Source organism: Aquimarina acroporae (assembly GCF_023195925.1).
Lineage (GTDB): Bacteria > Bacteroidota > Bacteroidia > Flavobacteriales > Flavobacteriaceae > Aquimarina > Aquimarina acroporae.
This window is the reverse complement of record NZ_JALPRE010000006.1, coordinates 433,824-455,506: the sequence shown is the minus strand read 5'-3', so window position 1 is coordinate 455,506 and position 21,683 is coordinate 433,824. Positions and strand designations below refer to the sequence as shown.

Annotated in this window: 22 protein-coding genes; 5 read left to right on the top strand and 17 right to left on the bottom strand. The window is 34.4% G+C overall.

Annotation, left to right across the window (positions count from 1 at the left end):
* Positions 1-6: 6 nt before the first annotated feature.
* Positions 7-1,335, top strand: coding sequence for an OmpA family protein (locus M0D21_RS10470; RefSeq protein ID WP_248329169.1), 1,329 nt, complete (start codon positions 7-9; stop codon positions 1,333-1,335).
* Here the strand turns inward: M0D21_RS10470 and M0D21_RS10465 are convergent.
* The 13 genes from M0D21_RS10465 to M0D21_RS10405 form a co-directional block, all read right to left on the bottom strand.
* The gene (locus tag M0D21_RS10465) at positions 1,332-2,711 is read right to left on the bottom strand and encodes a pyridoxal phosphate-dependent decarboxylase family protein (RefSeq protein ID WP_248329167.1); all 1,380 of its coding nucleotides are present in this window, start codon (positions 2,709-2,711) and stop codon (positions 1,332-1,334) included. The two genes, M0D21_RS10470 and M0D21_RS10465, sit on opposite strands and share 4 nt — an antisense overlap.
* A gap of 10 nt (positions 2,712-2,721) precedes the next feature.
* A complete protein-coding gene (locus M0D21_RS10460; protein ID WP_248329165.1) occupies positions 2,722-3,582 on the bottom strand; it encodes a GNAT family N-acetyltransferase in 861 nt (286 codons plus the stop codon).
* 90 nt (positions 3,583-3,672) lie between these two features.
* On the bottom strand, positions 3,673-4,437 hold the full coding sequence (locus tag M0D21_RS10455; RefSeq protein WP_248329163.1) for a Type 1 glutamine amidotransferase-like domain-containing protein: 765 nt from the start codon (positions 4,435-4,437) through the stop codon (positions 3,673-3,675).
* Positions 4,438-4,447: 10 nt separating this feature from the next.
* The gene (locus M0D21_RS10450) at positions 4,448-5,836 is read right to left on the bottom strand and encodes a M20/M25/M40 family metallo-hydrolase (RefSeq protein WP_248329161.1); all 1,389 of its coding nucleotides are present in this window, start codon (positions 5,834-5,836) and stop codon (positions 4,448-4,450) included.
* 57 nt (positions 5,837-5,893) lie between these two features.
* Entirely contained in the window at positions 5,894-6,772 is an 879-nt protein-coding gene (locus M0D21_RS10445) for a PPK2 family polyphosphate kinase (protein WP_248329159.1), read from the bottom strand.
* Positions 6,773-6,892: 120 nt separating this feature from the next.
* A complete protein-coding gene (locus tag M0D21_RS10440; RefSeq protein WP_248329157.1) occupies positions 6,893-7,417 on the bottom strand; it encodes a hypothetical protein in 525 nt (174 codons plus the stop codon).
* 79 nt (positions 7,418-7,496) lie between these two features.
* Positions 7,497-8,660 (bottom strand): sigma-54-dependent transcriptional regulator, encoded by a 1,164-nt coding sequence (locus M0D21_RS10435; protein ID WP_248329155.1) that lies wholly within the window; start codon positions 8,658-8,660, stop codon positions 7,497-7,499.
* Complete coding sequence (locus M0D21_RS10430; protein WP_248329153.1) at positions 8,660-9,559, bottom strand: hypothetical protein; 900 nt, start codon at positions 9,557-9,559, stop codon at positions 8,660-8,662. Before M0D21_RS10430 ends, M0D21_RS10435 begins: the two co-directional genes overlap by 1 nt.
* Positions 9,560-9,601: 42 nt before the next feature.
* Positions 9,602-10,498, bottom strand: a complete 897-nt coding sequence (locus M0D21_RS10425) for a mechanosensitive ion channel family protein (protein WP_248329151.1) — start codon at positions 10,496-10,498, stop codon at positions 9,602-9,604.
* A gap of 6 nt (positions 10,499-10,504) precedes the next feature.
* On the bottom strand, positions 10,505-11,815 hold the full coding sequence (locus M0D21_RS10420; RefSeq protein WP_248329150.1) for an ABC transporter permease: 1,311 nt from the start codon (positions 11,813-11,815) through the stop codon (positions 10,505-10,507).
* Positions 11,808-12,737 (bottom strand): ABC transporter ATP-binding protein, encoded by a 930-nt coding sequence (locus M0D21_RS10415; RefSeq protein ID WP_248329148.1) that lies wholly within the window; start codon positions 12,735-12,737, stop codon positions 11,808-11,810. The genes M0D21_RS10420 and M0D21_RS10415 overlap by 8 nt, the downstream gene beginning before the upstream one ends.
* Positions 12,738-13,040: 303 nt before the next feature.
* Positions 13,041-14,150, bottom strand: a complete 1,110-nt coding sequence (gene dnaJ / locus M0D21_RS10410) for a molecular chaperone DnaJ (RefSeq protein WP_248329146.1) — start codon at positions 14,148-14,150, stop codon at positions 13,041-13,043.
* 7 nt (positions 14,151-14,157) lie between these two features.
* On the bottom strand, positions 14,158-14,703 hold the full coding sequence (locus M0D21_RS10405; protein WP_248329144.1) for a nucleotide exchange factor GrpE: 546 nt from the start codon (positions 14,701-14,703) through the stop codon (positions 14,158-14,160).
* 160 nt (positions 14,704-14,863) lie between these two features.
* Here M0D21_RS10405 and M0D21_RS10400 point away from each other — a divergent pair, with 160 nt between their 5' ends.
* Positions 14,864-15,535, top strand: a complete 672-nt coding sequence (locus tag M0D21_RS10400) for a YceI family protein (protein ID WP_248329142.1) — start codon at positions 14,864-14,866, stop codon at positions 15,533-15,535.
* Between the two features lie 53 nt (positions 15,536-15,588).
* Here M0D21_RS10400 and M0D21_RS10395 read toward each other — a convergent pair whose 3' ends face one another.
* From M0D21_RS10395 to M0D21_RS10385, 3 genes are all read right to left on the bottom strand, one after another.
* Entirely contained in the window at positions 15,589-16,494 is a 906-nt protein-coding gene (locus M0D21_RS10395) for a TIGR01777 family oxidoreductase (RefSeq protein WP_248329140.1), read from the bottom strand.
* 96 nt (positions 16,495-16,590) lie between these two features.
* Positions 16,591-17,286 (bottom strand): tRNA (5-methylaminomethyl-2-thiouridine)(34)-methyltransferase MnmD, encoded by a 696-nt coding sequence (mnmD, locus tag M0D21_RS10390; RefSeq protein ID WP_248329138.1) that lies wholly within the window; start codon positions 17,284-17,286, stop codon positions 16,591-16,593.
* The gene (locus M0D21_RS10385) at positions 17,283-17,786 is read right to left on the bottom strand and encodes a DUF4920 domain-containing protein (RefSeq protein ID WP_248329136.1); all 504 of its coding nucleotides are present in this window, start codon (positions 17,784-17,786) and stop codon (positions 17,283-17,285) included. Before M0D21_RS10385 ends, mnmD begins: the two co-directional genes overlap by 4 nt.
* Before the next feature lie 182 nt (positions 17,787-17,968).
* Between M0D21_RS10385 and M0D21_RS10380 the strand changes: the two genes are divergently transcribed.
* Positions 17,969-19,036 (top strand): branched-chain amino acid aminotransferase, encoded by a 1,068-nt coding sequence (locus M0D21_RS10380; protein WP_248329134.1) that lies wholly within the window; start codon positions 17,969-17,971, stop codon positions 19,034-19,036.
* A gap of 51 nt (positions 19,037-19,087) precedes the next feature.
* On the opposite strand, the gene M0D21_RS10375 is transcribed toward M0D21_RS10380, so the two are convergent.
* Positions 19,088-19,474 carry a nucleoside triphosphate pyrophosphohydrolase family protein gene (locus M0D21_RS10375; RefSeq protein ID WP_248329132.1) on the bottom strand — a complete coding sequence of 129 codons (387 nt, stop codon included), beginning with the start codon at positions 19,472-19,474 and terminating at the stop codon, positions 19,088-19,090.
* 399 nt (positions 19,475-19,873) lie between these two features.
* On the opposite strand from M0D21_RS10375, the gene M0D21_RS10365 reads away from it, so the two are divergent.
* The gene (locus tag M0D21_RS10365) at positions 19,874-20,944 is read left to right on the top strand and encodes a C39 family peptidase (RefSeq protein WP_248329128.1); all 1,071 of its coding nucleotides are present in this window, start codon (positions 19,874-19,876) and stop codon (positions 20,942-20,944) included.
* A 4-nt stretch (positions 20,945-20,948) separates the two neighbouring features.
* Positions 20,949-21,608, top strand: coding sequence for a hypothetical protein (locus M0D21_RS10360; RefSeq protein WP_248329125.1), 660 nt, complete (start codon positions 20,949-20,951; stop codon positions 21,606-21,608).
* Positions 21,609-21,683: the final 75 nt, after the last annotated feature.

The following is a 21,683-nucleotide window of genomic DNA, read 5'->3' as shown; positions in this document are numbered from 1 at the left end:
TCTATCATGAAACTCAATTTTTCGATATTTCTGTTTATACTATTAAGCACGACTAATGCTATCTGGTCTCAAAGAACAATAACAGTAAGCATAGAAAAAACTGATTATCTAACTGGAGAGATTATTCAATCAAATTTTAAAACTTCTTCTCCTTTGGCACAGAGATCTTGGATCGGTCTTTTTAAAGCTTCAACTCCTCATGGTAATACAAGTAATTATATTAATTATCACTACATAAATGAAAAAACATCTGCAAGTTTCGATTTTGAAGCCCCTGTTGAGCCAGGTGCATATGAATTACGGGTATTTGAAGAGGAATATGGAAAAGAACTGAAATCAATTCCTTTGAATGTGATGTCTATTGACCCTAATTTGGTTACTTTATCTATTCTAACCAAAGAAATTAAACCCTCACAGCCATTCGATGTTAAGATTGAAAGTTCGTTTACTTTAAATCCAAAAGCATGGATTGGAATATTCGACCCCAAAACAAGTAAAGATGAAATCACCTATATATCTTATGAATATGTAACTTCTAGGAAAGGAAATATTTTACGTCTTAGTGCTCCTGAAAACATTGGAGATTATGAGCTTAGATTTTATGCCGCAGACCCTGGAGCATTAGTAAAAAGAGTTCCTTTTCGAATAGGTGCTTTAAAACTAGATGGTCTTAGATTTTCTTTAAACAAAAAGGAATATGAGCCTGAAGAAGATATCATTATATCCTACACTGGCCATAAGGACCTAACTGACAGAGCCTGGATAGGGCTATTCAAAGCTGATGCTACTCCAAATGACTACAAAGAATTTCTTGATTATGAATATCTAAACCCAAAGATCGGTGGAACTTTAACCATAAAAGCTCCTTCTACAAAAGGTGCTTATCAGGCTAGGCTTTTTTATGCAGACTTAGGCCCTCAATTACTATCGCCAATTGCATATGTTGTCACCTCTTCTTTAGACAAAGATTTTATAAAAAAAACTATTGACACCAAGGGAAAAATAACTTTATACGGCATCTATTTTGACACTAACAAAAGTATTATTAAACCTTCATCCCATCCCTTAATTTCGCAAATTGCCCAAATGCTTAAAGCAAACCCACATCTAAAAATTCGAATAGAAGGGCATACAGATTCTCAAGGTGACGATGCGTATAACCAAACTCTATCAGAAAAACGATCTGCTGCAGTACGCGAATATCTTATCAAAAAATATGAAGTGCCTACTGGGCGATTAGAATCTAAAGGCTACGGCGAAACAAAACCTGTTGGTGATAATAAAACCTCGGCCGGAAGAGCCAAGAATCGCAGAGTAGAACTGGTAAAAATTTAACTCCGGACTTTTTCAAAAAGGGATATCAAATCCTCTATATCTTTTTCATTGGTCATCCATGAGCAAATACTTATACGAATTGCTGGTTTGCCTTGCCAAATAGTACCACCCAACCAAGCTTCTCCAGATTGTTGAATGCATGTTATGACGTTCTTAGTATTTTCTTCGCTCCCACAAGAGATTAGCACCTGATTGAACACTACCTCATTGATTACTTGATATCCTATTTCTTCCAAACCAGTGGCTAGTTGTTTTGCTCTTTCATAAAAAGTAGTAACCATTTGGTCGATTCCATCTTTACCCAGGTATTTCATAGTAGCCCATAGCTCTATCGCTCTAGAACGTTTTGATAATTCTGGAGTATACAAAAGAGGGTCTCTTTGTTCACTGTAGATAATATATTCTCCAGAGGCCTGAAGCGCACTTATCATTGCATCGGGGTAACGGCACATTATAATACCTGAATCATACGGAGTATTTAAAGTTTTATGACCATCAACCGCCCAAGATGATGCTTTTTCCATACCTTTTGTTAAGTATGCTAATGCTTTTGTTGCTCTTGCCCATAGGCCAAATGCTCCATCAATATGTACCCAGGCACCAACTTCATTAGCTATATCACATACGGTATCAAAGTCATCAAAAGATCCTGTATTTGCATTTCCCGCTTGTAGCAGTACCAGACAACTATTATCTAATTTTGGTAATGCATCGAGCACCAATCGCCCTTGATCATCTGCTTCTAACCATTCTATACTGTTTTTCCCATACCCAAGCATTGCGAGTGTTTTCTTAACACTTGCATGTACTTGCTGGTGCGCCAAAATTCTAAGGTTGGGAGCTCCATTTAATCCATTTTCGTGTACATCCCAACCCAAGTTTTTAAGCAGTTGAAATCTTGCCGCAGCCAAACCGCATAAGTTCGCCATAGAAGTTCCACTTACAAAACCTGCCACAGTTTCCTTTGGAAGATCAAAAATATCTTTCAACCAGCTTTCACATACTTCTTCTAATTTTGCATTTACTGGAGATGTTAAATACAAGCCCCCACACTGATCCCAAACATCAGACAGCCATTTGGCTCCTAAAGAAGCGGGAACCACTCCTCCATTTACAAAGCCATGATATTTTCCTCCAATCTGAGCAATTGTTCCTGGAGCACCAAACGTGTTTAATTCATGTATTACTTCTTTGGCATCGATAGTGTCCTGTTGAAGAGGAACATCAAAATGATTTAATCCTTCCAGATTCTTTTCTGAAGGAAAAACATCCATATCTTCGATATTGTCTAAATATTCAAAAGCATACAAGCGAGCCTGGTCAAATAACGCTTTGCTTTCAAAATCCTGCTTCATCTTTCTTTGAAGTGTATTCATATGGCTGTTATTAAAATTTTAAAATCATTTCATACTGTCCTTTTCCCGGTTCCAGTTGGAGTTTGTTAAAGAGTTTTTCAAAAGGAGCATATCCTTTTTCTATATTGATAACTTTTAATTGTTCTGACGTAGAAAATCCAGCCAATGCTCTCATTAATTTTTCTCCAACCCCCTGTTTTCTATATTCTTTATGAATAGCTATTTGGGGAATATCTCCAGTATGCTTTTCTATAATTCCGAACCCAACGAATGTCTTATTTATCAAGGCTTTTACAAACGTAAAATTTTCTCGTTTTCTCTCTATGGATTCTTTATTATTTTGCCAAGAAGGTTGAATAGTGTAAAAAGATTCTGAGCTATCCATTGAGAAGTTTGAAATTTCTTCAAACGTGATATCAAATTCATTTTTTGAAGTAAAATTATTCAACTTAGATTTTGAAAACACATAATAATCGAATTCTCTACTGATGTTAAGCCCAAGCTCTTTATATAAACGTACAGCTTTAGTGTTGGTTTTGATGACTTCTAACAAATACTGCTCTATTCCGTTAGATTGTAAATCTTCAAACGCATATGCAAATAGTTTTTTAGCAATCCCTTTTCCTTGAAACTTTGGAATAACACCTGTACCTGTGTCATAAGCTGTATGTAAACCATTCCAACTACCGATCCCGTTTAACACAAAACCTACCAGTAGACCTTCGTTAAATGCCCCATAAGACAATTGGAAATTACACCCACGTCTTTCGAGCATATATTTTAATTCTGCCAGAGTTATATTAAAAGGAACTTCATAATTAGAAAAAGCATCCAAAAAACAAGTATGAACTTTAGATATTGGGACATTGACAAGGTTTGTAAAGGTTACCATAATTCTATAATTTATAGCAAATAAAACAAAGATAGTGACAACCCTATGTCAGTAGCATTTTGAATATCCTTTTCTGAGGAAAAAAATTAGTTATTTGAGTATTTTCGCTTCAATTTTTTCCTCTTCTATCTTACCATTATTTTTATACACAAAGTATGAATTACTTTGTTCATCTAACGTTACCGCTTCTTTCACCTTATCATTTATAAACAAAATACCGGCATTATCATCACAAGCATACCCATCACCGAGTTTTCCTGTTAAAATGTTTTTATGATATAATGGTCTTCTTGATTCTTCAGAATGATAATGAGGACAATGGCTATAATCAAGAAAACTTAACCCCTTTACAATACTCAATTCTTTTGGTCTGGAATCTGTAGTTCCTCCATTAAACCAACATAAAGAACCTGCACTTCCTCCAGCAAGAATTATCCCTTTTTTATATGCTTTTTTCAACGCTTGATCTATTTCTTGTGCCTTCCATATAGCCAACATATTTAGAGTGTTCCCTCCTCCTACTATAATTGCATCCATTTTTAAGAGTACATTCTCAAAAGATTCTTTTTGCCTATACGAATTAATCCAAACCCTGAGCACGTGTGGTTCAATATCTAGATCTGAACATAACTCATACCAGTAATTAATATATCTATCACTATCCCCGGTAGCTGTAGGTAAAAAAATAATTTTTGGTTTTTCTTTACCTGTAAGCTCAGCAGTATACTTGAGAAATTGTTTATTCAATTGCCCACCATAGACAAACAGTTTTGTAGTTATTGAGCTATTATCTTGACCTACAATTTTAGCATAGGTGAACATAATTAAAACAGCTAATATTACCTTTTTTATCATCGCACTTTTGTTATTTCACCCCGTACTTATCAAAAAGATACATTAAACTAGCCATAGTGGCAGCTCCTAATTCTAATTCTCGCTTGTTTACAGCATCAAAGGTATCGTTCTTGGCATGGTGGTAATCAAAATACCGTTGTGAATCTGGTCGTAAACCTGCCAAAACAATATTATCATTTTTCAGGGGACCAATATCTGCTCCACTTCCCCCTTTGGCAAAGTAGTGAACCAGGTACGGTTCGAACAATGATTTCCAACTTTCTATTTGTTCGAAATTTGCATCATCACAATCGAATGAAAATCCTCTGGGGGTAAATCCTCCAGCATCACTTTCTAAGGCAAACACGTGCTTTTCTCCCTTATTTTGTGCTACTTTGGCATATTTTCGCCCCCCTCGTAGTCCATTTTCCTCATTCATAAATAGCACTACGCGAATAGATCTTTTGGGTTTATATCCTATTTCTTTAAATAGGCGCAATACTTCCATAGATTGTACAACTCCGGCTCCATCATCATGAGAACCATCACCCAAATCCCAAGAGTCTAAATGCCCTCCTACTACCATATACTCGTTAGGAAATTTAGAACCAGTAATTTGTCCAATAACATTAAACGATTCTACATCCTTCCAACTGCGACAGTTCATATTGATGTGAAATTTTATTTTTGGATTTAGTTTTAGCATAGAGCTTAACAACTCTGCCCCATTTGTACTAATAGCTGCCGCGGGTATTTTATCCTTATTGGGAAGGTCTCCATAACTCATTGATCCGGTATGAGGAAAATCATCAAGTCTTAAATTCATAGAGCGCACGATTACTGCAATTGCCCCAAATTTTGCTGCCTCTGCTGCTCCAGAATAGCGTTGATCTACACAACCGCCATACGCTCTAAAGGTTTCAATTAAATCTGGCTGCATAGGTCGATTATAAAAAACAATCTTGCCTTCAATTTGATCAGATCCAAGTTTTCTTAAATCTTCTAATCCTTTTACCTCTATAATAGGTGCTTTTATACCACCTATAGAAGTGGGAACAGAACCTCCCAAGGCACATATAGGAACATTGGTTGTCTTTCCTGGTTCTGTTTCTATATAAGCAAATTCGGTAACACCCCTGGTCCATTTTGGTACCATTACCGACTGTAGCCAAACTTTATCTATTCCAAGTTCTTTTAGTTCCTTTTCCCCCCATTCTACTGCCTTTTGTGCATTGATCGACCCTGAAAGTCTACCTCCAATTTGATTGGACAAATAGTCTAACCACTCATAACTTTTTCCATTTACAAGCGAAGTGGTATATAACTTCTTAATTATAGTAGAGTCTTCTTTGACATTGTTTTGAGCATATCCACTTAAACAAAGTATCGCAATTAAAACAGGGGTTATTTTTCTTAACATAGCTTTTGTTATATTCAGTCATTGATCTCACATACTTTTTAGAGTGAGCTTATAACTTTATTCATTTTCTAACTGTTGTTTGTATAAATCTAAATTAGATTTTGTTTTTTCATCTAGTTCAGGTTCTTGAATATCCTCATATTCTTTAAGTGAATCATAAAGTGTTTTTGCCACAATATATCTCGCAGTGGGTTTATCATCTGCAGGAATAATATACCATGGGGCATGTGAAACCGAGGTTCTATTTATAGCATCTTGATAACACTCCTGATACTTATCCCAAAGTTTACGTTCTTTAAGATCTCCAGCAGAAAATTTCCAGTTCTTTTCTTTTTTTTCGAGTCTTCTAAGTAATCTATTCTTTTGTTCTTCTTTGGAAAGATGTAAATAAAACTTATAAATTAATGTTCCGTTTTGGGCGATGTGCTTTTCAAAATTCCTAATTTGTTCAAAACGTGAATCCCAAAATTCATCGTTGATATCTTCTACTGTATTGATATGTGGGATATTCTCACTCATAATATATTCTGGATGCACTCTGGTTACCAATACATTTTCATAGTGCGTTCGATTAAAGACTCCGAACTTACCTCTTTGTGGCAAGGCGATATAATGTCTCCATAGATAATCGTGTCCTAATTCTAGATCTGTAGGAACTTTAAAACTATGAACGATAATACCTCGTGTATTAAAGTCTTTAAACACCTCTCTTATTAAACTATCTTTACCGGCGGTATCCATTCCTTGTAGACATACAAGAACTGCATATTTATTGTGTGCATATAAGGTATCCTGAAGCTCCCCAAGTTTTTCGCGTACCTTTTCTAACTCTTTCTCTACTTTTTTCTCGCTTTCATTTAGATCATAGGTAGTAGATATTTTTGATAACTCAACTGGGTTATCAACTCTAAAATCTTGGTGATGTATCGTCTTCATATTGTGATTTGTGTTATACTTCGAAAGATACTAAAGTTTTATATTTGTTTGAAATATAGTTTTGTTTTCTGGCGATAACTACACCGTTGTTAAGATTAAATGGCTGAATACTTTTTGGTGTTACCAAGCATTAAAATCATAGCTAAATCCGATAAGAAAAGTATCATATCGTCTTCCTAGACTCTTTATATTGAGTTCAGCAAAGATATGGACCGGTATAGACACTTGATGGAGTGCCCTCAACTTAATTTGCGCACCGTGATTAAAATTCCCTGTCCTAAAACCTAAAAAAGCTTCGTCTTCAATTTCTTCAAAAAAATCAGAATCATTTCCAACATAACTCATCCCGGCAGTAATTGTAGTTGGATACCAATTAAAAAGGATAAGATTTACTCCAAAAGCAAGCTCATTAAAACCTTCATATTCCTCTTCGTCACCGACCGAAAAAGAGCGATTGTATTCGCCAATAAAAGTAGTATAACAGTTAAAAGCATACTCTACCCTGGCCCCTACTCCTACTTCATTTTGCAAACCAAAACTTTTGATTCCAACGAAACCGTAATTTACAGCACCTGGGTCATACTGGGCTACTGCAGTATGTACACAAAATAACAGTACTAGTATTAATTGTATCCTCTTCATCATATGGGGTCTCCCTTACTCTTAACGGAAAATAACGTCTTAAAAAAGTCGTAAAACAAATTCTAAACCTTACAATCTTCCTTTATTTTGCTGCAAAAAGTTTGACATCCTCTTCACTAACATCTTTTCCTCCTAAAATTATTAATCGTTCTACGACATTACGCAATTCACGAATATTTCCTGTCCAATCGTACTGTTGTAGTTGTTTGATTGCCTTATCTGAAAAGGATTTTACCGGAGAACCTTGCTCATCTGCAATTTTCTTAGCAAAATATTCTACTAATAATGGGATATCTTCCCTGCGATCGTTTAAAGCTGGTACTTTAACAAGAATCACCGCCAATCTATGATATAAATCTTCTCTAAATTTATTGTCGGCAATCTCTTTTTTAAGATCTTTATTGGTAGCTGCTACTACACGAACATTTACCTTTATGTCTTTATCACTACCTACTCGCTGAATTTTATTCTCTTGAAGTGCTCGTAACACTTTTGCCTGTGCAGAAAGACTCATATCACCTATCTCATCTAGAAAAATAGTTCCTCCGTTTGCCGCTTCAAATTTACCCGCTCGGTCTTTATTTGCCGATGTAAAAGCTCCTTTTACGTGACCAAAAAGTTCACTTTCTATAAGCTCTCCCGGAATTGCAGCACAATTCACCTCTATCATAGGACCGGAAGAACGATCACTTTTTTGGTGAATCCAATGGGCCACAAGTTCTTTACCTGTTCCATTGGGACCTGTTATTAATACTCTGGCATCGGTTGCCGCAACTTTCTCTATAATTTCTTTGATATCGGAAATAGCTTTTGATTCCCCGATCATTTCATAGTTCTTAGAGACTTTCTTTTTCAGCCTCTTATTTTCCACAACTAATTCTTTTCTATCTAAGGCATTGCGAACCGTATTCAATAATCTATTCAAATCTGGTGGCTTCGAAATATAATCGAATGCCCCTAATCTCATAGTATTCACCGCAGTATCAAGATCACCATGACCAGAAATCATAACAATCGGTATTTCTGGTTTTATTTTTTTAACGGCTTCCAGTACCTCTACTCCGTCCATCTTAGGCATCTTAATATCACAAAGTATTAAATCAAAATCGTCATTCTTTATTTTTTCTATCCCTGAAAGACCATCTTCGGCTTCAAAAACTTCATATTTATCACTCTCTTCTGATAAAATTTTCACCAGTACTCTTCTAATTGCCGATTCGTCTTCTATTACTAATATCTTTGCCATTATATTTTTAATTTTATACCACTACGAAAATAGAACGTATTGTCATTATTAATTGTCAATACGTTTTCTTGATCTCCATCTCGTAAGCGAATTTCATTACTTAATGTATATCCTGCATATGTGTAGAACAATAAGTGTTCCGTAAAATAATATTCGTACCCCAAAGCTCCAATTACATTAAGCATTGAGGCATTTTCTGCTAATTTTGCTTCTCCATTTGCATCAATAAACATTCTGTTATTCTGCAAATTACCATAAAACCTATCTAAACCTACAAAAGCCTGAAGCGTATTTTTCTCATTAAAAAAATATTTGATATTTGTTTTTGGAGTACCTACAGAATATGACCAGTTTTGATGAAATCTTTTAAAGTAGTTTATTATTGGGAGTGGAAAATTTATACTGGCGGGAGTGGTATATCGTAACCCCAAAATCAATCTGGCGGTCTTTGGAGCTTGTTTATTTTTATAACTTTTTACAAAGTAGACCGACCCTGTATACCTGAAGTCATCGCCCTTTATACCCGATCCCTCAAAATTCGAAGATATCTGTGCTCCTAATTTTGTGCCAAACCTCCAGTTATTTTTCATTTTGAAGGTATATCCCAATTCTAATCCAAAGGTTTGAAATGCATTAAAATCTCCTAAATCCTCGAACAGCAATCCATCATTAAGTTCTAAGTTGTTATATCGGTATTGTGCAGAAATCACAACATAGCTACCCTCGGTACTCATTTTAATAGGGTAATTTGCCGAAACCCTAATTCTGCTATATACATTATCGCTTTCGCTTTGAGGAATATAGGCATATTCTACTCTAGCCAAGTCTGTATCCTGACATCTGAGATAACAACAGGAACAAAAGCAAAGACAAAACAGTATCAAATCTTTTGTTCTCATCTATGGGGCGTATATGTTATTATTTCTTCGATATCTTATATTTTATTCTTTCAAAATGGTAACCTCCCGTTGTGGGAATGGTATTGTAATGTTATTTTCTCTAAATAACCTATCTATTTCAAATCTTATTTCACTTTTGGGTATGGCTCCCTGAAAACTGTCATTTATTGTAAATACTAATTTAAAGTTTAAAGAACTATCGCCAAAATCTGTAAAAAGAACGATAGGAGCTGGGTCTTTTAAAACATGTGAATTGGATAAAGCAGCCTGAATCAACAAATCTTTCACCAATTGAGTATCACTACCATATGCTACTCCAACGCTCACCGACTCTCTGGTAAGCGAACCATTTTGTGTCCAGTTATATACCGAAGAAGACATGTATTTATGATTCGGAATAATCAATACTTTATTATCTATAGTAACCGCTCTTGTGGTTCTAAGTTTGATTTCTTCTACACGCCCTACTTTATCTTCTATCTCGATAATATCTCCTACCAGTACAGTTTTGTCGACAAAAATGAAAACACCCGACAAAATATCTTGTATAAAAGTCTGAAGTGCAAGACCAACACCCACCAATAATGCAGCAGAAGCGGCAAATATTCCTGTAATATTAAAACCTATGCCATCTAATGCTCCAAAAAGGACCGCGATATATACGACATATTTCAAAAAGGAAAATACAGATTCAAATTTCCGTTGGTCTTCCTTACGTAATTTTCTGGTAAAAATTTTCTTAATCATCCTTATGAGGAAGGATGTCCCAATCAAAATAATAATTACAAAAAGTAAAAGTCCCACTGTAAGCACCATGGGATGCTCATCTGTTCCAAAATGAAAAATTTCAAAATTGAGAAATTCATTCAAAGGCTTCTCAACCTCATCAGGAATTAATCCTCTTACTTTCTTCTCTACTGTACCTTCCTGAATTATCATTATTGACTAATATTTTAACCATTTAAATAACTCCTTATAACTTGGTTTTTTACCGTACATCAATATACCTACTCGATATATTTTTCCGGCCAACCAGATCATAAATATAATACTTCCAAATAAGAGAAAAATTGAGATCACGACTTCCCACCAATTCACTCCAAAAGGTATCCTCATAAGCATTACGATAGGTGACGTGAGAGGAATCATCGAAAATACCGTAGAAACCGTTCCATGAGGATTTTCTATTACAGAAAAGAACCCCACATATATACCTAGCATTAAGGGTAAAATAATAGGCAGCATAAATTGTTGTGAGTCGGTTTCGCTATCTACAGCTGCACCAATTGCTGCATATATAGAACTATATAAGAAATACCCCCCTACGAAATACACAAAAAAAGCGAGAACCAATGCTCCTAAAGGAAGTTTATTAATCTCAACCAGTACCTCGGCAAAATTTGCCATTGTTACTCCTTGAGTTTCTTCTACCACTTTAAGAGCGTCTTGCATATTACTTTGATCTACATCTATTCCTAAAAAAACAACACCTACTGTAAGCAAAACACCTCCCAGGATTACCCAAATGATAAACTGTAAAATTCCAGCAAATGAAGTTCCTAAAATTTTCCCCATCATTAACTGTAGAGGTTTTACTGAAGAAATAATAATCTCTATAATTCTATTTGCTTTTTCTTCAATTACAGATCTCATTACCATGTTCCCATAAATAATAATGAACATCATTAAGAAATAACCTGCCGCTCCTCCAAAGAACATTTTTACATAGTTAGTAATTTTGGATGTTTTTTCTCCCGAAAAATTCTCAATTGAGATATTTACTTGGGCCTTGGCATTTTCTATAGTACTAAGATCTAACCCTTTACTTTCAAAATTCTGATTGGTAATCTTAGCAGCTATAATCTTCTCAATACTACTAAGCACACCAACATTTGGCGCTTCTTCTGCATAAAATTGTATCGATTCTGCCAGCTCCTTATTCGATTGTTTTTTAGGTATATAGAGCAGTCCGTATAATTTTTTAATGATCACAGAATCCTTAGCATCATTTAACGTTAATTGGCTGTAATCTACATAATCGATATTTTCTGAATCCTTAAAATCTTTGGCAAACATGCCTGTTTCATCAAAATAGGCTATCTCCCTGACCTCATCATTATTTAAGGTCGCCAGCCAAGTGATTAATGAAATCATACCGACCATGATCAACGGACTTAAAAAAGTCATCACGACAAATGTTCTATTGCGCACTCGTGCTATGAACTCTCTTTGGATAATTAGTTTAAGGTTACTCATTCTCTGTGATCGTTTTTATAAATATCTCATTAACCGTTGGAATCACCTCATTAAATCTCATTACCTGAGCTTTACTCGATAAGAAACCAAGAAACTCATTTGAAGGTGTATTTTTATCTAGGGTGATTTTAAGTTTTAATTGGTCATCGATGGTTTTAAAATCTGCAGGTCCAACATCGAATTTATCGGTTAACTCGGCAAAAAGTGCGTCATTATTTTCTGCTATAAGTCCTACTTCGTAGGTATTGGTTTTAAATTCTCGTTTGATATCTGAAACCTTCCCTTCTAGAATTTTTTTGGACTTATTAATTAAAGCAATATGATCACATAACTCTTCTACACTCTCCATACGATGTGTGGAAAAAATCACTGTTGCTCCTTCATCACGCAACTGTAGAATTTCATCTTTTATAATATTTGCATTAATGGGATCAAAACCACTAAAAGGCTCGTCAAATATTAAGAGTTTGGGACGGTGCAATACCGTAACAATAAACTGTACTTTTTGAGCCATTCCCTTAGACAGTTCTTGTATTTTTTTATTCCACCAATGAGTTATTTCAAACTTATCAAACCAATATTTTAGCCTTTCCTTTGCTTCTTTTTTACTTAACCCTTTTAATTGAGCTAGATATAGCGCTTGTTCTCCAACCTTCATTGACTTATAAAGCCCTCTTTCTTCGGGCAAATAGCCAATATCTTTAATATGTTCTTTGTGTAATGGTTCTCCATCCAGATAAACAGCTCCTTGATCTGGAAGTGTTATTTGATTTACAATCCTTATTAAGGTTGTCTTACCTGCCCCATTGGGCCCCAACAACCCAAAAATACTTCCTTGTGGGACTTGAATAGACACATCATGCAATGCAGTAAAACTTCCAAAGCGTTTTGATGCATGTTGCACTTCTAATAGATTAGTCATATTTGGTACAATAATACGTTGTGATTCATTAGAAAGTCGAATGATACAAAAACTTAAAAACTTTTACTAATTAAGTTTACATATTTCTGTGTATGACCATAAGAAGTTTGATTATTTTAGAATAGTCTTCATTATAAAAACAAAACCCACCCTAAATACAAGTATTAAGGATGGGAAAAAAATTGCTATGAAAAAGAAAAATTATCACTAAATGCGCTAGTGATTTTCCAAATATACAAATTTTTCCTAATCAAAAGTTAATAAAAAGCAATTGATTGCTGCGTTAACAAACAATTGTTTTTATTAAGAAAACATATCTTTCACCTTTTCAAAAAATGACTTCTCACCACTATCTGGGTTTGGTTTAAAATGATCATCTTTGGCCATTTTTTCGAAAAATTCTCTTTGTTCTTTATTCAATGTTTTAGGAGTCCAAACATTAACATGTACTAGTAAATCTCCTTTACCGTACCCATTAAGACTAGGGATTCCTTTTCCTCTTAATCTTAATATTTTTCCACTTTGTACTCCTTCTTCTATTTTGATACGCACTTTACCCGATACTGTATCAATCTCTCTTGATGTTCCTAAGGCAGCTTCAGAAAAACTAACATACAAATCAAAATGTAGGTTATTACCTTCTCTTTGTAATTCTGGATGATCAAGCTCTTCTATAGCTACCAAAAGATCTCCTGCTACACCATTACCAGGAGCTTCATTACCTTTGCCAGATACTTTAAGTTGCATACCATCTTCTACTCCTGCTGGAATTTTTATACTCACAGTTTCTTCTGAAACCTTTAATCCCTGTGCATCTGCATCTGCTGGTCGGTGATCGATCATTTGTCCTGCACCACCACAGGCTGGACAGGTAGTAGCAGTTTGCATTCTACCCAAAATGGTATTTGTAACTCTTGTTACCTGACCGCTTCCATTACATGTAGTACATGTCTTGTAGGTAGTACCTTTGGCTTGAACTTTACGCTTTACTTTTATCTTTTTCTCAACTCCGTTGGCTATTTCCTCCAGAGAAAGTTTTACTCGAATTCGAAGATTACTTCCTTTTACACGGCGTTGTCTGCCTCCGCCACCAAAACCACCGAAACCGCTAAAACCTCCTCCAAAAATATCTCCAAACTGGCTAAATATGTCATCCATATTCATACCACCGCCACCGCCGAAGCCGCCGCCTTCAAAAGCCTGATGACCAAATTGATCATAACGTGCCTTTTTATCTGGATCACTTAAGACTTCATAGGCTTCTGCCGCTTTCTTAAACTTTTCTTCTGCAGTTGTGTCTCCAGGATTCTTATCAGGGTGGAACTCTATTGCTTTTTTACGATATGCCTTTTTAATTTCGGCTTCGCTAGCATTTTTACTCACTCCTAATATATCATAAAAATCTTCCTTCATACCTTTTTTATTGTCCGGTTACAACCTTAGGAAAACGAATTACTTTTTCCCCTAGCTTATAGCCTTTTTCTATAACATCTACGATTTTACCCTTAAGATCCTCACTTGGTGCAGGTATTTGAGTAATAGCTTCATGATCATCAGCATTAAAAGTATCTCCCGCGTTAACTTCTATTTCCTCAAGCCCTTTTCCTTTTAAGGTTTCTTTAAGTTTATTATGAATAAGCTCAACTCCTTTAATCAGTTCTTTGTCTTCAGATTTTTCAATTTCCTTTGATGCTCTATCGAAATCATCCAAAACTGGTAGCATAGATTGTAATACATCCTGACTAGCTGTCTTAAATAATTCTATACGCTCTTTTGAAGTACGCCTTTTATAGTTTTCAAACTCTGCAAAGAGTCTCAAAAATTTATCTTTTTCTTTTTCCAGCTCTTCTTTTAACTGCGCTTCAACATCTACTTCCTCTGCTTCTTTTTCTTCAACCTGAGCCGTATCAAGTCCTTCTTCTACTTGATCTTTTACATCTTCAGTATTTTTATTTTTCTTACTCATGTAACGTGTACCTTTTATAAGTTTTGATTTTGAAGTAGCAAAAGTACTGCCATTTTTGAATTAATGTCATAATGTCACCGTAATATTTTTAGATATTTTTAAGAGGTTTGTTTTTTAAATGAAATAATTTTGAGTTCAACTATAATCTAAAAATATACTTATGAAAACCAAATTAACCTTTATAGCCGCAATGTGCTTTATGCTAGTAGCCTCAATATCTTGTAAAAAAGAACAGAAAAATGAAGCTGAAGCAAAGGAAGAAGTAAAAGTGAGAGAAGCACCAGCTTCTGCGTTATCTTATGCTGTTGATAATAATAGCTTAATTTACTGGACTGGTAAAAAACCTACTGGACAGCATTCTGGCACCATCAATCTTAAAGGTGGAGATGTTAAAACAGAAAACGGTAAAGTGTTAAATGGGTCTTTCACGATAGATATGAATTCTATAACAGTAACCGATTTGGAAGGAGATGAGAAAGCAAGCCTTGAAGGCCACTTAAAAGGAGAAGGTGAAAAGACTGAAGATCACTTTTTTAATGTTGCGAAGTTCCCAACAGCTGCATTTGAAATCACGGCTGTTACTGAAACTGAAGAAGGGACCACCATTGCAGGAAATCTGACTATAAAAGGAATTACCAAAAATGTATCTTTCCCAGCAAATATTTCTGCTGATGATAATGGAGTGACTATCACAAGTGACGTATTTACCATAAATAGAACAGAATGGGGAGTGAACTATGCTTCAAAATCATTGTTTGACAACCTTGGGGATAAGTTTATTAACGATGACATTGAATTAAAACTAGAGATTAAAGCGAATCCTACAATCTAAGAACAAGTTTAGATAATAAGACAAGAAGGCCGATTATAGAAAATCGGTCTTTTTTATGGTATTAACGCATGTATTGCAGAAGTTATATTATCGTATTTAAACTCAAAACCAGACTTCGAAATTTTATCGCTACATACTCGTTGGCTCGAAAACAACAATATGTGCATTTCTCCTAAAATCATTTTCAATGTAAGTCTTGGAACTCCTGGTAGAATAATTCTTTTGTTTAATCTTTTTGCAATAGCATAGGTAAGCTTTTTGTTGGAAACAGGATTGGGAGCAACAGCATTAAAAACTCCTATTAGTTCTTCTTTCAAAACATGTAAAAACATATGGGCCAAATCTTCTACATGAATCCAACTTTGCCATTGTTTACCATTTCCAAAAACAGCTCCGAAACCTAATTTAATCGGATTTTTCATTTTCGGAAACGCCCCACCCTTTTCAGAAAGAACCAAACCAATGCGAAGAAGACTCGTATCTATACCTAATTCTCCAAACTCTAATACAGAACTTTCCCATTTTTGTACTACTTCGCCCAAAAAACCTAAATCTCTTTCAGGAGAATCTTCCATATAATAATTTTGAAAAGAATCTGGATAAATACCTATGGCACTAGCAGAAATCACATGACGAACGGTATGATCATTATCCCTAAGCGCATTTAGAAGTAAACGCGTTGAAACAGTTCTACTTTCAAGTATTTCTTTTTTATACTTTGAAGTCCATCGTTTGGCCACAGTTGCCCCCACTAAATGGATAATTACCTCAACACCATTAAAACAGTTAACATCAATTTCATTCTGTTTGGGATTCCAAAGAAAGCCTCGATAGTCTTCGGTATCTTGTATTTTGCCTTGTCTTGTGGTAAGGTAATGCACATCAATATTTGCCTGGTGACAAAGTTTAACAATTTCCTGGCCAATCATGCCGGTTGCACCAGTAATTAGAACCTTCATTTCTTTTTCTTTTTATGCAAAATACTATCGCTCTATTACAAAACCTATCTCTTTATTATAGGTTTAACAGTCGTTCATTACAGATTGGTATGGTATCTAGTTAACAAGCTTTGTTGCTCTTAACATTTCTCTTTTACCAGGTGGGCCGGGTAGTCTTTCAACATCAAAACCCACTTCTTTCATAGCTCGCCGTACACTTCCTTTGGCCGAATATGTAACCAACACTCCATTAATCTTCAATGCTTTATACATTTTTTGAAAAATCCTCACTGTCCACAACTCTGGTTGCACCCTAGCTCCAAAAGCATCAAAATAAATCAAATTAAAGCTGCTTACATCTTCTATTTCTGAAAAAAACTGTTGTCTTTTGGTACAGGAAAAATTGTTAGAAATAATTTGAGAAGTTTCCCATTCATTCTGATGCAATACATCAAAAATTTTCTTTTGCTCAGCAACTTGCAATGTTTCTGGGTAGTTCATAAGCTGCGCTTCTTCTAAAGAAACTGGATATGCCTCTACTCCAACATAGTTAACTTTTTGTTTTACTTTTTCAGCCTCTAAAAAAGTAATAAAAGCGTTTAAACCGGTTCCAAAACCAATCTCTAGGATATCAAGTGTTTCAGAAGATGATGTATTTAAAACATGATCAAAACCTTCCTTAATAAACACATGTTTGGCTTCATTTATAGCGCCATGCCTAGAATGGTATTGTTCATTAATATCAGGCAAATGAATAGTTGAAGAACCGTCGCCCGTTGTAATGATTTCACGTTTTAGGTTTTTCTTCATCATTTTTTTACGAGTACACCATCCGCAACAAGAGAATATGTCTTTTTAGGTTGGGTTATTGCTGTTATTTCAGCTTCACTTTTTCCTGCATCACTTGCAAAGTGACGTTGATCTTCTACAGACATTTCGCTTACAAAAGCTTTTCCTCTCACAATAACAGTATCATTTTCTATGTCTTTTGGTACAAAAAAACCATAATCTTTAAATTTCACCATGGTTTCTTTTCCATCATTAAGGGCAATTTTCATCCAACATCCCTTTGCTTTACAAACAGCATTCACTGTGCCTGTAAAAGCAATATCTACCGTATCACCAGGTGTCATGTTTTCATACTTCTCAGATATCAAATCTGCATACAACACTTCACCAGAAGAAATTTTTGCACCAAAATCATCATACTCTTTTAACAAAGTCTCATCAATTGCAAAAGAATCTTTCTTTTTATCTGAACAACCAGCAAATAAAACCACCAATACTGTTAAAAAAAATATGTTTTTGTTCATTATTTTATAATTATTGTTATCAGTTGCTAAAAATACACATTTTGAGAATTCCTATTTCATCAGAAAAGGGTATTTTTGTGTACTTTATAACTATTGTAAATAATTTTAATTATTTCTACCGTAAATCATACAGAAAGATGTCTTGGTTATAAAATTAGTTTGATCACTAAAAAATGAATAGAATGAAAAACACCGTCTCACAGCAGATAGAAATTTTGCAGGTAAGTGAATCTAAAATTGGACAAGTAGATTTTGAAAATCTTAATTTCGGAAAAATATTTACAGATCATATGTTTGTCTGTGACTATGCCGATGGAGAATGGAAATCTCCAAAAATTGTCCCTTATGGACCTTTAACCTTAGACCCATCTGCTCGTGTATTTCATTATGGCCAAGCTGTTTTTGAAGGTATGAAAGCGTATAAAGATGATCAAGGAGACACCTTCTTATTTCGACCAGACGAAAATTTTAATCGAATCAACAAATCTTCTGAACGTCTTGCAATACCAGAATTTCCAGAGGAATTTTTCTTTGAAGGGTTAAATACACTATTAAAACTAGAGGATGCGTGGATTAAACCTGGATATGGTAATTCCTTATATATTCGTCCGTTTGTAATTGCAACGCAAGCAAGTGTATCTGCTTCTGAAGCTGATGAATATAAATTCATGATAATTTGCTCCCCGGCACAATCTTATTATAGTGGAGATGTAAGCGTATTGGTTGCAGAAAAGTTTAGTCGATCTGCCAATGGAGGTTTTGGATATGCTAAAGCAGCAGGAAATTATGCTGGGCAGTTTTATCCTACTAAACTTGCCAAAGAACAAGGATATCAACAAGTAATCTGGACAGATTCTAATACGCATGAGTATATGGAAGAAGCCGGAACGATGAATGTATTTTTTAGAATAAACGACACCTTACTTACTGCACCAGTAAGTGATCGTATACTAGATGGGGTTACTCGTAAAAGCCTTATAGCTATTGCAGAAAAAGAAGGTATAAAAGTAGATGTACGACCGGTTAAGGTTAGTGAGATCGTTGAAGCCGCTAAAAATGGAAGTCTAAAAGAAATTTTTGGTGCTGGAACCGCTGCTGTGGTGAGCCCAATAAAGGCTTTTGGATATAAAGGTGAACATTACGAAATTGAAAAACAAGAAAGCCCATATGCTTCTTTCTTCAAAAAAGCATTGATGGATATACAGTATAATAAATCTGAAGACCCATTTGGATGGAGATATAAAGTATAATGCCTACAAACTAAAAAAAACTCCGGAATAACAATCCGGAGTTTTTTTTAGTTACTTATCTAGTATTTCTTTGATATTCGGTTTAAAGTAATTCGGGCCCTTGAGCACTTTACCGTCCTCCCGATAAATAGGCTGTCCATCTTCTCCCAGTTTACTCATATTACTTCGTTGAATCTCGTTAAACACTTCTTCTATTTTATGTTGCATACCATGTTCTATGATGGTACCACATAAGATGTAAAGCATATCTCCCAAAGCATCTGCCACTTCAACTAAATCGTTATCCTGTGCCGCTTCAAAATATTCTTCATTTTCTTCTTTCATCAGATTAAATCGAAGTTTATTTTTTGCTTCTCCCAAATCTGCAATAGGTTCATTTTTATAACCCAATTTAAAAGCAGTATGAAATTCTTGAACCGCAGCAATTTTATCTTTCATCGGTATGTTTTTATAGATTATCTTTGCGGTAAAAATAACAATTTATGTTCAGTCAGGGCCAGTTAATATTTGCAGGATGTTTTGTTGTAGCGTTTATTTTACTCATGATTTTTAGCTATCGCAAGGACCGTACGCTACATAGCAAATATTACAAGGGCAGTCTTTTTATATTGATCGGTTTTATTATCTTTATTTTCGTGTTGTTCGCGTTGAAAATATATTTACAGCCCGAGTAAACCGTATACCCCTAGTTATCAATCGTTAAAATATTAGTATTCAAAACATCAAAGGTTTTGAGTACAGGGTCTTTTCTCAGAAAAGAAAATATTACCCTGTATTGGGTATGGATAGGTATGTTCTTTTTTGAGAGTTTTGGAATAACTAAATAACTTCAATGTCATGTCAAAAAAACTCTATGCATTACAAAATTTAAAACTTTTTGTACAACCAAGAAATTCTCATTTATGCTGGGCAGCATGTATCCAAATGTTACGCCATACGGATAGTGATGGACAAGACTTTATAGACCAAAATGAGCTTGTCAAAGATTATAGAAATGATCAATGTTTTTTAATTAATGACGAAGAAGACTATCAAAATAATTACAATATCCCGATATACGAAGAATGTATTGTACCTTTCTTTCAAAAACATCAAATACTTTGCGAAAATCATCTTAATAAACTTAACAATTTTGAATTTTACGTAAAAAGTTTGAACAAGAATAAAGCTCCATTACTTTTAGCTCTTAAAACCAGCTCAAATATGGGGCATTTGGTTCTTGTAATGGGTTATGGATATTGTGACACAACAAATTATCTATTAATCTTTGATCCTGGTCTAGGCACTACTTATTTCGAAAAATTTGATGAAAACAATTTTACATTTGAAGATTATTCGTGCGTTAACCTCTGGAGTATCACCTTTAAACAAACGGAAAAAATAAAACTAAAAGAGTATGACTTAAGTGTAGAAAACTCCTTTGATGTACCAAAAGAAGTTATCGAAAATTCTTTCAAAGAATTTGGTATCCCTACATTCTTATTCAATGTGTTTCCAAAAAGAGAGCAACTTATTAATAATGATGCACTAATTGATTATTATCCTGCAATAGAAGGAAAAAATCTTTCCGATTTCGGTTTTTTTAAAATAAAAAAAACTAAGCGTATTGAGTGCGCCAATGAGATTTATTTTAGAAGCTCCTCCACTGAACCAATTGACAAAACTATTTCCGAAGAATTTTTTCAAAGAAACGTTAAACCTTTCAATCAAAAGATATTGTTTTTACCAATATATCAAACTAAAATTTTGATTTCAAATGATTTAGATAATCCAGAAGTATATCCTTTTCATTTCCCCTCTGACTATAAAATAGAAAAAAAATGGTATTCATATGAAAGCTTCGAAGAATCAATGATAAAATTTCCAAAGGCAGAATCATTAAAACTAAATAATAATCGAAAAGTCTAATATTATGCATGAAAATTTAAGATTTAATCTAAAACCAAAAAAATTAAATGAATGGCAACCTATTATAGCAACTGAATATATCGGTACCTTTTATATGATTTATATTAAATTTCTTGAAGAGTTAAAACAATCCAATAATGGTGATTATCATGTAAATTGTAAGTTTCATTTGCAAAATTTTAGAGGTGCTATAACAATGGGGATAGATTATGAATATTCAGATCTATTAAAAGCTAAAAAAACAAGCGTACCTTTTGATTACATGCTGAAAATACCTGTTTCTCCATTTTTAAAAAACAGTGAAAATGAAGATGATTATCCGACAATTAAAATGACTTTTTCTGAAGGTTTAATAAATAAGGAAATCAATGGTCATCCTTTTAAACTTGAAACAGAAATAATGTATCGAAACTTACCAAAATGCTTATTTAACCCTTACAATATAAAAGAGTCTGCTTTTCTTCATCCTCTTTATTTATTCAGAGAAGGAGAAAATATACAACATATTTACTATAACAAAAACACAGATCAAGGAGTCCAGGTTACCGGCGGAAAATATGATGTAAATAGAGCTTCCAATAACAACAACTCTCAAAACCCCACCCATTTTGGAACTAATGGCAGTCCAACATGTGATGCTAAAATATCCGAGATAATAGAATGATAAAGTCTTTTTTAACACTTATTCTTATAAATGTTATGCTCCCAATGTTAGCTTATTCAAACATTGGGAGTATGC

Coding starts and splice junctions, on each gene's coding strand:
- M0D21_RS10385 (WP_248329136.1), bottom strand. CDS start 17,786: ATGAACAAAAACATATTTTTTTTAACAGTATTGGTGGTTTTATTTGCT.
- M0D21_RS10460 (WP_248329165.1), bottom strand. CDS start 3,582: ATGGTAACCTTTACAAACCTTGTCAATGTCCCAATATCTAAAGTTCAT.
- M0D21_RS10455 (WP_248329163.1), bottom strand. CDS start 4,437: ATGATAAAAAAGGTAATATTAGCTGTTTTAATTATGTTCACCTATGCT.
- M0D21_RS10360 (WP_248329125.1), top strand. CDS start 20,949: ATGCATGAAAATTTAAGATTTAATCTAAAACCAAAAAAATTAAATGAA.
- M0D21_RS10445 (WP_248329159.1), bottom strand. CDS start 6,772: ATGAAGACGATACATCACCAAGATTTTAGAGTTGATAACCCAGTTGAG.
- M0D21_RS10405 (WP_248329144.1), bottom strand. CDS start 14,703: ATGAGTAAGAAAAATAAAAATACTGAAGATGTAAAAGATCAAGTAGAA.
- M0D21_RS10395 (WP_248329140.1), bottom strand. CDS start 16,494: ATGAAGGTTCTAATTACTGGTGCAACCGGCATGATTGGCCAGGAAATT.
- M0D21_RS10470 (WP_248329169.1), top strand. CDS start 7: ATGAAACTCAATTTTTCGATATTTCTGTTTATACTATTAAGCACGACT.
- M0D21_RS10380 (WP_248329134.1), top strand. CDS start 17,969: ATGAAAAACACCGTCTCACAGCAGATAGAAATTTTGCAGGTAAGTGAA.
- M0D21_RS10465 (WP_248329167.1), bottom strand. CDS start 2,711: ATGAATACACTTCAAAGAAAGATGAAGCAGGATTTTGAAAGCAAAGCG.
- M0D21_RS10430 (WP_248329153.1), bottom strand. CDS start 9,559: ATGAGAACAAAAGATTTGATACTGTTTTGTCTTTGCTTTTGTTCCTGT.
- dnaJ (WP_248329146.1), bottom strand. CDS start 14,150: ATGAAGGAAGATTTTTATGATATATTAGGAGTGAGTAAAAATGCTAGC.
- mnmD (WP_248329138.1), bottom strand. CDS start 17,286: ATGATGAAGAAAAACCTAAAACGTGAAATCATTACAACGGGCGACGGT.
- M0D21_RS10375 (WP_248329132.1), bottom strand. CDS start 19,474: ATGAAAGATAAAATTGCTGCGGTTCAAGAATTTCATACTGCTTTTAAA.
- M0D21_RS10365 (WP_248329128.1), top strand. CDS start 19,874: ATGTCAAAAAAACTCTATGCATTACAAAATTTAAAACTTTTTGTACAA.
- M0D21_RS10415 (WP_248329148.1), bottom strand. CDS start 12,737: ATGACTAATCTATTAGAAGTGCAACATGCATCAAAACGCTTTGGAAGT.
- M0D21_RS10425 (WP_248329151.1), bottom strand. CDS start 10,498: ATGATAATTCAGGAAGGTACAGTAGAGAAGAAAGTAAGAGGATTAATT.
- M0D21_RS10400 (WP_248329142.1), top strand. CDS start 14,864: ATGAAAACCAAATTAACCTTTATAGCCGCAATGTGCTTTATGCTAGTA.
- M0D21_RS10435 (WP_248329155.1), bottom strand. CDS start 8,660: ATGGCAAAGATATTAGTAATAGAAGACGAATCGGCAATTAGAAGAGTA.
- M0D21_RS10440 (WP_248329157.1), bottom strand. CDS start 7,417: ATGATGAAGAGGATACAATTAATACTAGTACTGTTATTTTGTGTACAT.
- M0D21_RS10420 (WP_248329150.1), bottom strand. CDS start 11,815: ATGAGTAACCTTAAACTAATTATCCAAAGAGAGTTCATAGCACGAGTG.
- M0D21_RS10450 (WP_248329161.1), bottom strand. CDS start 5,836: ATGTTAAGAAAAATAACCCCTGTTTTAATTGCGATACTTTGTTTAAGT.